The organism is Candidatus Flexifilum breve (assembly GCF_016713355.1).
In genome coordinates this window covers 561,719-575,143 of sequence record NZ_JADJPI010000035.1, presented here as the reverse complement: position 1 = coordinate 575,143, position 13,425 = coordinate 561,719, and the positions used below count along the sequence as shown (strand labels likewise).

12 protein-coding genes are annotated in these 13,425 nt (G+C 57.7%); 8 read left to right on the top strand and 4 right to left on the bottom strand.

Annotated elements, in window-relative coordinates:
* The first annotated feature begins 183 nt into the window (after window positions 1-183).
* Complete coding sequence (gene gyrA, locus IPK17_RS25435) at window positions 184-2,709, top strand: DNA gyrase subunit A (RefSeq protein ID WP_343420496.1); 2,526 nt, start codon at window positions 184-186, stop codon at window positions 2,707-2,709.
* A 123-nt stretch (window positions 2,710-2,832) separates the two neighbouring features.
* Here the strand turns inward: gyrA and IPK17_RS25430 are convergent, their stop codons facing one another.
* Window positions 2,833-3,480 (bottom strand): 50S ribosomal protein L25, encoded by a 648-nt coding sequence (locus IPK17_RS25430; RefSeq protein WP_343420495.1) that lies wholly within the window; start codon window positions 3,478-3,480, stop codon window positions 2,833-2,835.
* Window positions 3,481-3,730: 250 nt separating this feature from the next.
* Between IPK17_RS25430 and IPK17_RS25425 the strand changes: the two genes are divergently transcribed.
* Window positions 3,731-4,870 carry a pre-peptidase C-terminal domain-containing protein gene (locus tag IPK17_RS25425; protein ID WP_343420494.1) on the top strand — a complete coding sequence of 380 codons (1,140 nt, stop codon included), beginning with the start codon at window positions 3,731-3,733 and terminating at the stop codon, window positions 4,868-4,870.
* A 51-nt stretch (window positions 4,871-4,921) separates the two neighbouring features.
* Here the strand turns inward: IPK17_RS25425 and IPK17_RS25420 are convergent, their stop codons facing one another.
* Together IPK17_RS25420 and IPK17_RS25415 are read right to left on the bottom strand one after the other, a co-directional pair.
* On the bottom strand, window positions 4,922-8,434 hold the full coding sequence (locus IPK17_RS25420; RefSeq protein WP_343420493.1) for a PAS domain S-box protein: 3,513 nt from the start codon (window positions 8,432-8,434) through the stop codon (window positions 4,922-4,924).
* 81 nt (window positions 8,435-8,515) lie between these two features.
* Entirely contained in the window at window positions 8,516-8,851 is a 336-nt protein-coding gene (locus tag IPK17_RS25415; RefSeq protein ID WP_343420492.1) for a hypothetical protein, read from the bottom strand.
* 437 nt (window positions 8,852-9,288) lie between these two features.
* Between IPK17_RS25415 and IPK17_RS25410 the strand changes: the two genes are divergently transcribed.
* The 6 genes from IPK17_RS25410 to IPK17_RS25385 all read left to right on the top strand — a co-directional run bounded on the left by IPK17_RS25410 (window position 9,289) and on the right by IPK17_RS25385 (window position 12,413).
* Window positions 9,289-9,468 (top strand): hypothetical protein, encoded by a 180-nt coding sequence (locus IPK17_RS25410; protein WP_343421533.1) that lies wholly within the window; start codon window positions 9,289-9,291, stop codon window positions 9,466-9,468.
* Entirely contained in the window at window positions 9,392-9,649 is a 258-nt protein-coding gene (locus IPK17_RS25405; RefSeq protein ID WP_343421508.1) for an FHA domain-containing protein, read from the top strand. The genes IPK17_RS25410 and IPK17_RS25405 overlap by 77 nt, the downstream gene beginning before the upstream one ends.
* 356 nt (window positions 9,650-10,005) lie before the next feature.
* Window positions 10,006-10,278, top strand: coding sequence for a helix-turn-helix domain-containing protein (locus IPK17_RS25400; RefSeq protein ID WP_343420491.1), 273 nt, complete (start codon window positions 10,006-10,008; stop codon window positions 10,276-10,278).
* Complete coding sequence (locus IPK17_RS25395; RefSeq protein WP_343420490.1) at window positions 10,265-10,504, top strand: hypothetical protein; 240 nt, start codon at window positions 10,265-10,267, stop codon at window positions 10,502-10,504. Before IPK17_RS25400 ends, IPK17_RS25395 begins: the two co-directional genes overlap by 14 nt.
* Window positions 10,505-10,843: 339 nt before the next feature.
* On the top strand, window positions 10,844-11,902 hold the full coding sequence (locus IPK17_RS25390) for an alpha/beta hydrolase (protein WP_343420489.1): 1,059 nt from the start codon (window positions 10,844-10,846) through the stop codon (window positions 11,900-11,902).
* The gene (locus IPK17_RS25385; protein WP_343420488.1) at window positions 11,838-12,413 is read left to right on the top strand and encodes a family 1 glycosylhydrolase; all 576 of its coding nucleotides are present in this window, start codon (window positions 11,838-11,840) and stop codon (window positions 12,411-12,413) included. The genes IPK17_RS25390 and IPK17_RS25385 overlap by 65 nt, the downstream gene beginning before the upstream one ends.
* A 169-nt stretch (window positions 12,414-12,582) precedes the next feature.
* Here the strand turns inward: IPK17_RS25385 and IPK17_RS25380 are convergent, their stop codons facing one another.
* Window positions 12,583-12,876 (bottom strand): DUF4258 domain-containing protein, encoded by a 294-nt coding sequence (locus tag IPK17_RS25380; protein ID WP_343421507.1) that lies wholly within the window; start codon window positions 12,874-12,876, stop codon window positions 12,583-12,585.
* Between the last annotated feature and the right edge of the window lie 549 nt (window positions 12,877-13,425).

Sequence of the window (13,425 nt, the reverse complement as noted above, 5' to 3'; positions counted from 1 at the left end):
ATATTGTGCCGCGCGGCTGGTGAAACAACAAGTCGAAAACTTGTGCTATTATTGCACTGGTTACATTTGGGAAAACGCTGGATTTACACGGAGAACTAAGGTATAATCTGTAGACTGGTATATCTTCTAATGAAGGAGCACGCGCTTCTTCCACCTGAAAAAATAAGGGGGATTGCGCGCACTATGTCTATGGACTCGATAGGAACGATCCGCCCGATTAACATCAACGAAGAGATGCGCGGCAGCTTCCTGGATTACGCGATGAGCGTGATCGTCGCCCGCGCACTGCCTGATGCGCGTGATGGATTGAAGCCCGTACATCGGCGCATTTTGTTCGCCATGTATGATATGGGGATTCGGTCCAATTCCCAGTACAAAAAGAGCGCGCGTATCGTTGGTGAAGTGCTCGGTAAGTATCATCCGCACGGCGATGTCGCGGTCTACGACTCGATGGCGCGTATGGCGCAGACCTTCTCGCTGCGCTACCCACTGGTGGACGGGCAGGGGAACTTCGGCAGCGTCGATGGGGACAGCCCAGCGGCCATGCGTTACACCGAAGCGCGCCTCGCCAAGCTGGCGGAAGAACTCCTCGTCGATATCGACATGAATACGGTCGATTTCGTCGATAACTATGACGGCACGCAGCAGGAACCCAGTGTGCTGCCCGCCCGCCTGCCCAATATGCTTTTGAATGGCGCGAGCGGTATTGCCGTCGGTATGGCAACGAACATCCCGCCGCACAACCTGCGCGAACTCGCCGCGGCGATCTCCTACCTGATTGACAATTACGAACTCATGGACGAGGTGACAGTCGACGACCTGATGCATTTCGTCAAAGCGCCAGATTTTCCGACGGGCGCGGCGGTGGTGGTCGAAGATGAGCTGAAAGAAGCCTATGCGACCGGGCGCGGGCGCTGCGTGGTGCGCGCCAAAGCGCACATCGAGCAGGGGCGCGCGGATCGCCAGCGGATTGTCATCACCGAAATTCCGTACCAGATCAGCAAAGTATCGATCATCGAGCGCATTGTCTCCCTCGTGCGCGAAGACCGCCTCACGGCGATCAGCGATTTGCGCGACGAATCGGATCGGCAGGGCATGCGGTTGGTTATTGAGCTGAAGGCCGGGGCGCAGCCCAAGAAAGTCCTCAACCAGCTCTATAAATACACGCAGCTCCAGAGTACTTACAGCATTCAGATGCTGGCGTTGGTCAACGGCGAACCGAAGACGCTCAGCCTGAAGCGGTTTCTGCAAATCTACATCGATCACCGCTTTGAGGTGATTTCGCGCCGGTCGCAGTTTGAACTGGATAAACGCCGTGGTCGGGCGCACATCCTCGAAGGGCTGCTCAAAGCGCTCTCCAGCCTTGACGCGATTATTCAGACCATTCGCTCGGCGGACGATGTCGATACGGCGCGCACTAACCTGATGACGCTGTTCGGCCTGTCGGAAGCACAGTCGAACGCCATCCTTGAAATGCAGCTCCGCCGCCTCGCCGCCCTCGAACAGATGAAGCTGCAGTCGGAATTCAACGAAGTGATGACGCGCATCGCCTATCTCGAAGATCTGCTGGCGACGCCGCCCAAGATTCTGGCGTTGATTCGCGAGGATTTGACGGACCTGGCGGAAACATTTGGCGATGACCGCCGCACTGAAGTCGTGTACGGTGTGAATACGCAGTTCGCCGAGTCGGATCTCGTGCGTGAAGAGGAAGTCGTCGTGCTGCTCAGCCGTTTCGGTTATATCAAGCGCGTGCCGTCGAATGCTTACCGCGCGCAGCGGCGCGGTGGTAAGGGCGTGATGGGCATGACGGGCAAAGATGACGACGGCGTGGTGCAGATCGTCTCCTCCATCTCACTGGATACCTTGCTGTTCTTCACCGATAAGGGCAAGGTCTACAGCGAGAAGGCGTATAACATCCCGGAAGGGCAGCGTGCCGGCAAGGGCACACACGTCCAGAGTATCCTCGCGCTGACGGGCGATGAGCATATCACCGCGATTCTGCCTGTCTCCTCGTTTGGCGAGGGCGGGGCAGTTGTCATGGCGACGCAGTTGGGGCGCATCAAGCGCGTCAACCTCGGCGACTTCGCGGAAGTGCGCCCGAGCGGATTGATTGCCATCTCGCTGGAAGATAATGACCGTCTGATTTCGGCTAAGACGACCAACGGCGATCAGCATGTCATCCTCGTCACGGAAGACGGGCAGAGCATCCGCTTCCATGAAGACGAAGTGCGCGTCATGGGACGTGGGGCGGCGGGTGTCAACTCGATCCGGCTCGTTGACCGCGATACGGTCGTTGGCATGGATGTGGTCGGTGACGAACATTCGCACATCGTCATCATCACGCGCAATGGCTATGGCAAGCGCACGGCCGTCGATGAATATCGCATTCAGGGACGTTTTGGCCTGGGTACGCGCACGCTCTCCCGCAATGAGAAGACGGGGCCGGTTGTCTCCATGTGCTGTATTAATCCTAAAGACGATATCCTGTTCATCACACGCGAGAACATCGTGCTGCGCACCAAGCTGGACGAAATTCGCGAAACCGGGCGCAATACGCAGGGTGTCAAAGTGATGGATTTGGCGGGTGGCGATTACATCATCGGCGTGGCCGTGATGGATGGTTCGGTGGAAGTGCCGGAAATGTCGGAAATGTCGGAAGATGGCGTCAGCCTCAACGGCGATGGTCCGTACGAAGAGGCCGTGAGCTAGCGCGGCAGCTCAAGAGGCGGAGTGTCGGGGCAGACGGGGTGTCTCCCACAAAGATAATCAGAATCAAAAAAAGGGCGATCTCCCACCGGAGATCGCCCTTTTGTCTGCAGAGCGAAACGAGGACTATTCCTCGTCTTCTTCGATCTTGCCCTTCTGGATGACTTCGGGTTCTGCCGACGTCACTTCGCCTTCGACCGGTTCTTCGGCCGCGCCTGCGCCGATGATACCAACGGCCACGATGACCGTGTCTTCGTCAGTCACTGCGACCACCTTGTCGCCCAGCTTCAGATCACGCACGTGGATCGCATCGCCCACCATTTTGAGCGAAGACAGATCGACGTCGATATGATCGATGAGGTCGGCGGGGAGGGCTTCCACTTCCACGTAGGGCGTCACGGTGTTGAGCACGCCGACGCGCAGCGCAACCGCCGGAGCTTCGCCGGTGAAGTGGACGGGCACTTCCGTCTTCAGCTTGGTCGTCGCCGAAACAGCGAGGAAATCGACATGGGTGATCTTGCCCTTGAGGATGTCGCGCTGGACGTCACGGGTGATGACCGTGTGCGCCTGGCCTTCCACCGACAGGGTGATCAGGTGCGTACCGCCCGCCTTCATAAGAGCCACTTCGAGCGCCCGGTAGGGGATTTGCACATGCACAGGTTGAACGGCTTCACCGTAAACCACCGCCGGAACCAAACCCTGATTCCGCAGTTGGCTCACTTTCTTGCCGGTGATGCTGCGCGCCTGTGCATCTATGGTGTAATTATCTGCCACGATTTACATTCTCCTCTTGCTCAGGCTGCACCTGAGGGGATATGGCGAGTTTGTCTAGGAAACACGCTGGAAACGATCAGAAATGGGTCGATTCTAATGATGACGAGGCGAAGCGTCAATCCTGAAAGAAGCGATTTTATCGTTTAACTTAAAGATTGCTATGCAACTGCTGCCTAAATCTTCCAAATCAACAAACATTTCCAGAATAATAAACTAGAATGGAGCGATGCTTATCCAGAGGAGAGCAGATATGAAGCGATTTCTGGTGTTGGTGACCGTCAGCTTGCTGGTCATCGCCGCGACGTTGATCTCGGCGCAGGACAGCGGCATTCTCACGTATGGTACGGTAATTCAAGGGGTGGTGGGTGCGGACAACGCGCCGACCCAATACATGTTCAGCGGCACGGCGGGCGATGTGGTCAGCATCCGCGTCAACGGGGCGAGCACCGGCATGGACCCGAATGTGCGACTGGTCGGTCCATCTGGTGAAACGCTCGCAGCGAATGACAATCTGCTGGCGGCCTTTGAGCGCAGCGCGGTGCTGACGTACCGCCTGCCCGTGAGCGGGAACTATACGATCATCGTAAGCGGCACGACAGGCAATTATGTGCTGGCGCTGAGTCTCAACGAGGCGGCCACGACGACCACGCGGCTGGAAGTTGGGCGTCCCGTAGGTGTTGTGCTGCCACAACCCGCTGGTCTGCAGGTCTACAGCTTCAATACGGACCCGGTCAACACAACCACACTGTTGATCGACGCGAATCCGCTGGTGGTAGACGCTTATCTCGAAGTGCGGGACGCGAATGGTCAGCAGGTGGCGCTGCTGCGCGGTGATCTCGACAATGCCTGTTTGAGCTTTGGTCCCGGTGATCAACTGAACGAAGTGCGGATCGCAGCCGCCCTCGAAATCGTCGGCAACGTCACCCTGACGCTCGGGCGCGGGCCGTGCATTGTGGGTACGCAGCCGCCAGTGCCCGTGGTTGTCCCGCCATTCCAGGTCACGCCGATTAATGGGGCGTGCACGATTGGCAGCAGCGGCAACTTCAATGTCCGCACCGGGCCGGGGCTGCAAAACGCGATTCTGGTCGTGTGGCCGGCGCAGCAGCCATTGGTCGTGACGGGTGTATCGGCTGATGGACAATGGTATTCGGTGCTGGCGCTGGGATCGCCCGGTTGGGTGGCGCGTTCGGTTGTGATCGCCGCCGGTCCGTGCAATCAAGTGCCGATTGTGACACCGACCGTCTCGCTCACGCCGGACTCGACTGCTGAAGTCACCGCGACCGTGGATCCGAACGTTACGCCGGAAGTGACCGCTGTCGTGACTGTGGTGCCGCCGACGGTGCCTGTGCCCACGACGGAGACCACGCCAGAAGTGACCACGGTGCCGTAATTAGGACAACGAGTAATGGGGCATGATTCGCTCGTTAACGCGAGTCATGCCTCATTCGTTTCGGCGGTGGGCGCGCAATTCCGGGTCGTTCTGCGTCTGGGTTTTGGGCAGCACCACCGTGAAGATCGTGCCCGTGCCGACTTCACTATCCACGGTAATTGCCCCACCGTGAAGTTCGACGGCTTCCAGAGCGATGCTTAACCCGAGCCCTGTCCCGGCAATCGCGCCGACATTGCTGGCGCGGTGGAAGGGCTCGAACAGCCGTTTGAGGTCGTCTTGTGGCACACCAATCCCCTCGTCTTTAATCGTGATGCTGAAGTGACACTCACTTTGCGTGACCTTGATCAGCACCATCTGCCCCGCCGTCGAGTACTTCAGGGCATTGTGCAGCAGGTTGCCGATCACCTGACGGAGCAGCCGCCGGTCGAAACTGGCCGTCACTGGCGCTGCATCCGGCTCAAAAATGATGCGCCCCTGATAGTCAGGCTGCGTATCGTATTCTTCGATGAGTTCGACACACAACCGTCCGATGTCCCCCATCGCCGGGTCAAACTTGACGCGCCCCGCCTGAATGCGGGCGAGCTGCAGCATGTCTTCGATGAGGTCGGTCAATTGCATCACCTGCTGGCGAATCCGATTCAACCGTTCATCGATTTTCGTTTCATCCATCTTGCTGCGGTACAGCGCGAGGCTGTCGGTAGTCGCGAGGATTGAGGCGAGCGGCGTCCGAAACTCGTGCGACGCCATCGAGACGAAGCGCGACTTGAGTTCGCCCAACTCCTTTTCACGCTGAAGCGCGCGTTCCAACGCTTCGGCGGCGGCTTTCTCATCGGTCACGTCCCAATTGATGCCAATGGAGCGGATCGGGTTGCCGTCACTGTCGCGCAGCATCACGGCGCGCAAACGCACATGACGCGGTGGCGCATTATCCGGATTGATGCGGAAATGGGTATCCAGAATCGAACCGTGTTCGAGATAATAGGTCGCTTCTTCCTGGAGGCGGGGTACATCTTCGGGGTGGACGAGGGTGCTCGCCCAGACATCGAGGATCGACATGGTTTCTTCGCTGGTGACGCCATACAACGCGCGCATTTGATCATCACCGGTGATGAGGCCGCTCGGAATATCCCATTCCCACACCCCCATACCCCCAACTTCAGCGGCGAGCTGTAAGCGCTGCGCCTGCGCCAATAGTTCGGCTTCCGCGCGCTTGTGCGCCGTCATGTCACGAATGATGCACACGAGACTGGTCACCTCGTGGCTTGACGGATTGACGGGCGCGAGGCTCATCTCGACATCGCGCGTGGACCCGTCAGCGTGCAGCACCCGGGTCTCGATCTGCTGCGGTTGTTTGCCGAGGACAGTGGCCCGCACCGCCGCCTCGATCTGTTCGGTCGCACTGGGCTGGCAGAACATGGCCAGATGACGCCCAAGGATGGCAACAGCTTCCCGACCGATTAAGTCGCCGAAGGCGCGGTTGGCTTGCTGAATGCCGCGGGTGACATCCACCAGCAGAATCGCGTCGGCGCTGTGCTGGAAAATCGCTTCGAGGCGGTTGGTCGTGCTCTGCAACTGGGCGGTGCGCTCGACGACCCGCTGTTCTAACAGCTCATACGAGCCCTGCAGTGCGGCCTCGGCGCGTTTTTGTTTGGTGATGTCGCGGCCTACGCCCTGATATTCGGCAATCTCTCCGCGTTCATCAAAGATGGCGCGATCACGCCATTCTACCCAGCGCATGCTGCCGTCGGCATGAATGGAGTGATGGACGGACACCGCCGTTGGATTCTCACGGGTCAGTGACTGGATATAGGCGCGCGCGGCCTCGTGTTCTTCGGGCGGGATGCGCTCGAAGAACGATCTACCGATCACCTCGTCCAGTTTCATCCCGAAGGACTTGCAGTACGCCTCGTTGCCAAAAGTGATGCGCATGTCCGGATCATAGCGACAGATGAGATCGGTTTGGTCTTCGACGATGCTGCGGTAGCGTGCTTCGCTGGCCCGTAGTTCTAGTTCCATCAACTTCCGGGCAGTGATCTCGCTGGCGTGGATCAGTGCCGCATAGGGCTTGCCGTCAGCAGCGCGGATCGGCTCGATACGTGTGCTGAACCAATGAGTTTGGCCGCCGATGCTGACCTGGGGTTCCAAACTCATGCCGCTGTTGCTGGCAAACACGGCGCGCAGATCCCGCAAAGTCTGATTCGCCTGATCGAGAGGGAACAGATCAAACACGGTTTTGCCGACGAGTTGGTCAGCAGGCACGCCAAAGGGCTGCGCGGCAATGGCATTGAGATACAAGTAGTGCCCGTCAGCGTTTAACATGGTGATAGCGGCATCCGAGCTTTCGAGCAGGCTGCGATATTGTTCGCGGCTTGTATATAAGTCGTGTTCCGCCTGTTTGCGTTCGGTGATGTCGCGTACGAGCGCCAGGATTTCATCCGTATCGCCAATCGGCGCAAAGCGCGCTTCATATTGATGCTGATGGACGGTACGATACTCAACCGTTAGCGTTTGCCGGCTGCTTCGCACCTGAGCCAGCATGGCGATAATCTGATGGATGATATCGGTGGGGAACAAGGGTTTGGTCAGTAAGCCCTGCATCGTTTCGCCGACTAGCGTGAGCATTGGATGGCCGCGGTCGGGGATCGTTCCCCGAACATCCAGAATCACATCCTCCGCGTCGAGGTGAAAAATGATATCCGGAATAGCCGCCAGGAGTGCCCGCTCCTTCGCCTCGACCGCGGCCAGCGTGTGTTCGATTTGTTTGCGCTCGGTGATGTCGCGGGCTGAATCTTTGAGCAGCAGCGGGCGTCCGGCGCTGTCGAAACTCACCCGGGCTTTCCGGTGCAGCCAGCGGACTTGACCATCCGGCCAGATGATGCGATGTTCGAGGTCAGTGCTTCCGGTCTGGAGGCAGTCCTGCATGGCCGCGGTGACGCGCTCCACATCGTCGGGATGGAGAACTTGCCGGTAGAACTCTGGTTCCTCCATCAGGCGGCGCAGCGGATAACCAAACACGCCTTCGAAAGCTGCGCTGGCGTAGATAATGGTTCGTTCACGCAGATCAACGCAGGCGGCAGCGTCGACCATATCGTCGAGCAGATCGACGAGCGTGCTGGTGGTCGTCAGCTCACCCGATATGATCGTTCCTGATGAGCTGCCAGGCAGCGGGGCGCTCGCCAGTTCTTCGCGAATGAGCCGAATGAGCCGCGGCGTATCCGCTTTTTCGACGAAACCGCGGGCACCGTGGCGCATCATATCCACGGCATCCTGCACTGTGCCAGTGTTGGCCGCGACAATGACTGCGGCACCCGGTCTCCGGAGTTGAATCTCGCGCAGGCAGTCACTGCCCGCCAGCGCAAGGCACGCTTCATCGCAGATGATGACATCGAACTGTCTTTGGGGTGCGATAGGAAGTTCGTTGACCGAGGTGACGGTCACACAATCGACGACGACGTCAGTCAGGGCGGTGACAATTTGTGTATGGAGTAGTGCCGCTTGCACGCTATCGTGATCGATGATGGTGACATGGTGGGTAGGATGCGGCAGATCAATGGACAGCGTCATTGGTTATTCTCAACAGTCAGCTTGTCACGTAATCCCATTATAAGCCGGTTTACGTTTTTTATCTTTGTAGATAATTCATACTTAGATCACGATTTCGCCGACCAGCATTGTGATAGTCAGCTGACCAAACGAATGCAGCGACGTGACTTCGCCGGACACCAGATGATAGCCGTACGGATAGTAGATGTTGGGCACGAACCACGGCGATGTGCCGAGATCGAACAGCGCATGCGGCACCCAACGGAACAACCAGAGAATTTCGTAGCTGTCGAGCTTGTTCCAGCCTAGAACGTGAGTATTGAAGTGCGCAACCAGCGGATAGGTGAAGAGCAGCGTACTGATCACGAAGAAAATCAGCGCGATGACCGAAGACGGGAACCGGTAACGAACGAGCGAGTGTTCGGCACGCACAAACATAACCCAGCATTGAAATAATCTGATGTGTATCTATTTTATGTTACGTTTGTGTTTTCAAATCTTAAGTTTTCGAATTCTGGCGATTCTGCACAGTTAGCCCTCTGACTTTCGTCAAGTCTTTATGATGGGCTTATGTACCAATGTACTATCCTATTTGGATTTTACAATTTTCGTCTTTTTTATGCGCTACAATGCATTCAACACATAATCTTTTCCTTACAAATCGGCCTGCACAAGTACCAGGGACGTGAGACGGCATGAATACTTGTCCATCCTGTGGCATGGATCTCCAGCTGGGGCATAGCACCTGCACACGCTGCGACAAACCAACTGGTCTGCTGCAACGGGCGCGGATCTTTGACAAAGCGAACTTCGACCTGGAACTAGCGAGCAAACGCCGTTTCTGCGTCAAATTGGTGTTCGCCCTAGAGGTGGGCATGAATAAGCCGAAGCTGCTGCGCTACACGCTCACGACGAAATCGGTGATTGGGCGGTCGGATGAAGATACACCGACACCGCCGCACATCGATCGTACGCCGTATGAGGGGGTGGCAGAAGGGCGTATCGCGCTGCCATGCCATGTTCTTCTGGTACGAGAACACGCTCCTGCTGACTGATTTGGGCAGCACGAATGGCACTTTTCTGAATAAGGCTCGCCTGCGCTCCCATTATCCGTACATGGTCGGCTATGGTGATGAGGTGACTTTTGGCACGCTGACCCTGCGCGTCTTTTTCCGGCAGGAGGATGATGTGAAACAACCGATGGATCGTGTCCCGACCAGCCGCATCGGCGGGTGATCCGCAGTTCTACTTCGCTCTCAACGACCCCAGACGCGCCGCTGCTCCGGCGCGTTTTTGTTGCAGCGCCGACTCCATTTTGGCCACTTCTTGTAGATGTTCCAATCGCCGAAACACCGCTAGGCGGCTCGTTGTGGTGTGTTTCCGCGCCGCTGTGAGTAGTTCGCCTCCCTCAACCCAGGCAACCTACATAGATTTCAGCGCCAAGTGCTTGACAGCTGTGCAGAACGCTACAGACTCAAAACGAACTGTAAGTTTAATTCTATAATTAGAGTTTAAAGTTGAACCTTATGTTAAGTTTTGCGCAGTGTTGTAACCCTGTGCTGAACGGCTAGTTCAGCTCACGAGAATACCAGATGAGCACACGAATTTACGCTAATCACCGCGAAACGCAGCGCGAATGGATTCTACGGGTGGCCGAAGACCTGTTCACCGACAGAGGGATCGAAAAGGTCACCATTGCCGACATCGCCGAAGCCGCTCGCTATACCCGCGCCACGCTTTATAAGTACTTCACCAGCAAAGAGCACATGGCACAGGAGATTTTCCGCCTCGTCACACGCTGCTGGTTCGAACGCGAGGAATGCGACGTGTGGAGCATCCCCGGCACCGGCTTTGAGCGTTGTTGAACGCTTCGTCCGCACGGACATGTCAGACGACCTGCTGCTGGCCGTGGTCTTCAACTTTAACAGCAGCCTGTTGAGCCGCTTAGGGGAGTTTGGCAGCAAGGTCGAAGGCGAATACGGCATCAATGTGCAGTCGATCTTCGCGCAGATCTGCCGCGTGTTTCTTGATGGACTGAAAGCTCAACCCTACCAGCGGGCATCATCTGGAATGCCCGCTCAAGATTCATAAGATCGCCAGTGGCAAGGATGTCAAAGCCAAAGTCGTCGAACTGCTGGAAACGGGCGGCTTGAATCCGCTGTTCCCAAACAGACATCACGCTATTCTGCGGAGCTATCAGCCTGTCTCGTCCCTACATAAATGCCCTAATCTGTCTCCCCACCCCAATTTGGGAAGGAGCCGGGGTTAGGGGAGGAATCTGAGCTTTGTCAGTGATTTCGCACTGTGTTCCGACGGGACAATCGACGACTATTCCGATACGCTTAATGGGTGGGGTAATGTCCCCATACTCTTTGGGCGACCACATCGGGTCGCCCCTACAACCAGGTTGAATTTCAAAGGGATACAGCGATGCTGAGTCAAACCATCAAACTTTATGACAACCGTGACGATGTCACCCTCACCACCTATGTGCTGGCAGATTCGCCGGAGATGCTCAACGGCCAAAAGCGTCCCGCGGTGCTGGTCGTGCCGGGCGGCGCTTACCTCAACTGCTCCGACCGGGAGGCTGAGCCGGTCGCGCTGCGCTTTGCCGCGATGGGCTATCACGCTTTCGTGCTGCGCTATTCCACGTACTTTCAGGGCGTGGGGACGTTTCCGCCGCCCAAGGACATGCCGGTCAACCCGAACAGTCTCTATCCCGCGCCGCTGCGCGACATGGGCAAGGCATTCCTGACCATTCGCGCGCATGCCGATGAATGGCTGGTTGATGTGGACAAGATCGCCATCTGCGGTTTTTCGGCGGGCGGGCACAACTGCGGCATGTACGCGGTCTACTGGAACGACCCGGTGCTCTCCGAGCACTTCGGTGTCGCGCCCGAGCTGTTCAAACCCGCCGCCGCGATCCTCGGCTATGCCGTCCTCGACTACCACCTGATGTTCGGAGGCAATCCGGACCCGTTTGCGCGCGAGTTGGGCGATGCCGCTGATATCGCGTACTTCGGCACCAAGACGCCGACCAAAGAAGAGCTTGATATTTCCAGTGTGACCCTGCACGTCTCCAAGCACACCCCGCCGACCTTCCTGTGGGCGACCGCCGCCGATGCGCTCGTCCCCGCCGAAAATTCGACGCGCATGGCCACCGCGCTGGCCGCGGCGGGCGTCCCGTTTGAAATTCATGTGTTCGAGAGCGGCGGACATGGCCTCAGCCTCGCCAACCAAGCGACGGCGGGCTCGCTGCTGGAATTCGACGCGGATGCCGAACAATGGATCGATCTGGCGGGCAGATGGCTCAAGAAACGGCTCGTGCTGCCGATTCCGGCGCAACCCGCATGGCTGCTGGCGCTCGAAGCGGCGCAGCAAGGCGGGGAGGCGCCTCGTCGATCTCAAAGCCAAACCGCTTTAGTTGTCCAATGGGGACATCGCGTGGGTCGAGACGACGCTCGCCGGGCTGACGCTGCACGATTCTAAGACGGCACCCGGCGGCGAGCGCAAAATGGCAGAGATGCGCGCCGTCATCGCCGACGCCTACCTCGAACGCCTGCGCGGTGACGACTTCGTCGGTGTGCAGAACTACGCCCGCATGTTGATCAGCGTGGAGGGTATTATCCATCCGGGTTCAGACGTCGAAGTGAACCAGATGGGCGAGGAAATCTATCCGGAAGCGCTCGGTGGCGCAGTGCGTTACGCGGCTGAGGTCAGCGGTGGCCCGGTCTATGTGACCGAGAACGGCCTCGCCACCACCGACGACGCGCAGCGGGTCGCTTACTTTCAGCGTGCGCTGGCCAGTCTCGCGGACCGCATGCGCGACGGCGTGGATGTGCGCGGCTACGTCTGCTGGTCAGCGCTGGATAACTTCGAATGGGTCGGCGGCTTCCGTCCGAAGTTCGGCATCATCGATGTGGATCGCGCTACCCAGGCGCGGACCCCCAGGCCGAGCGCTCACTGGTTGGGGGCTGTCGCCCGTACCGGGCAGTTATAGCCCATCGACATGCAGGCAGTGGCCGGGCGGCGACCTGCCCGCTGCCTGCATGGGCATTTGGAGCAAACATACGGCGTTCAGGCCGAGTGTTAACGTGTCAGCATGTATAACATAAGACCGAGGATGATCAGGCCGAATGTCGCCACGATCAACCAAAAGTCAATCTTGTTCAACCCTGACTTCTGCGGCTGTGGGCTGGCAACTGCGCTCTTGTAGCGTGGTCGTTGACGGCGATCATTGAGGGGCGAAACCACACCGATTTGACCAACCACTTTTCTTCCTCGGGCAAAGGTTTGCAGACGACATGAATGTTGCCACCATCCATACGGCGGATGAACTTCGTATCGCCATCGTCTTCAAAATAGGTTCGATCGGGAGTGAGCACCGTCCAGATGACGAGCTCCTCAGAAATTTGACGCTCAAGCATTCGCTCGCGTGCATGTTTGGAAAAGACAATATTCATCAAAGGAGTTCAATCCGTCATAGCGGCTGCATGAGCCAAACATCGGAATGCTCGCGCAGGTGAGAGGACAATTGGGCTGAGCCTTCGCGCTGGCACTACGGAAGGTGCGTGGGTGTGGCGCACCTGATCTGCGTGCGGGCAATGACTGCTCAACCAACTCTATTCTAAGCGATCCGGCAAAATCTGCTCCCCCTAGTTACGCAGGCGATCCCTACACCTGTGCCTCGCAAATCCTAGACCCATCACAACTTAACGTGGGTTCTGACGACTCAGCGCTTGTCGATAACCGATCCATCGGCGTGGGTCAGAATCCGGGTAAAATGGGTCAAAATCAAGTGACAAGGTAGCGAAATTCGATGGTGAACCCATATCCGCTCACCCCACTGTTGGCTCATTGGCTCCTGCCTGCACCGCTGGAAGCGTACCTCAGGGCGAAGATTGATCCGGATGCCGTATCACTCTACGTTCGCTACCGTCGGCTCGACGCGTACAAACGCTACCTGCCGGTTTTGCTCTATGCGCGCTGCCCCTTGTGTGGTGCACGCTGTG

Excerpts from the sequence above, each read along its gene's own strand:
- IPK17_RS25410 (WP_343421533.1), top strand. The coding sequence starts at position 9,289 with ATGAATAAGCCGAAGCTGCTGCGCTACACGCTCACGACGAAATCGGTG.
- gyrA (WP_343420496.1), top strand. The coding sequence starts at position 184 with ATGTCTATGGACTCGATAGGAACGATCCGCCCGATTAACATCAACGAA.
- IPK17_RS25415 (WP_343420492.1), bottom strand. The coding sequence starts at position 8,851 with ATGTTTGTGCGTGCCGAACACTCGCTCGTTCGTTACCGGTTCCCGTCT.
- IPK17_RS25390 (WP_343420489.1), top strand. The coding sequence starts at position 10,844 with ATGCTGAGTCAAACCATCAAACTTTATGACAACCGTGACGATGTCACC.
- IPK17_RS25380 (WP_343421507.1), bottom strand. The coding sequence starts at position 12,876 with ATGAATATTGTCTTTTCCAAACATGCACGCGAGCGAATGCTTGAGCGT.
- IPK17_RS25425 (WP_343420494.1), top strand. The coding sequence starts at position 3,731 with ATGAAGCGATTTCTGGTGTTGGTGACCGTCAGCTTGCTGGTCATCGCC.
- IPK17_RS25405 (WP_343421508.1), top strand. The coding sequence starts at position 9,392 with ATGAGGGGGTGGCAGAAGGGCGTATCGCGCTGCCATGCCATGTTCTTC.
- IPK17_RS25400 (WP_343420491.1), top strand. The coding sequence starts at position 10,006 with ATGAGCACACGAATTTACGCTAATCACCGCGAAACGCAGCGCGAATGG.
- IPK17_RS25420 (WP_343420493.1), bottom strand. The coding sequence starts at position 8,434 with ATGACGCTGTCCATTGATCTGCCGCATCCTACCCACCATGTCACCATC.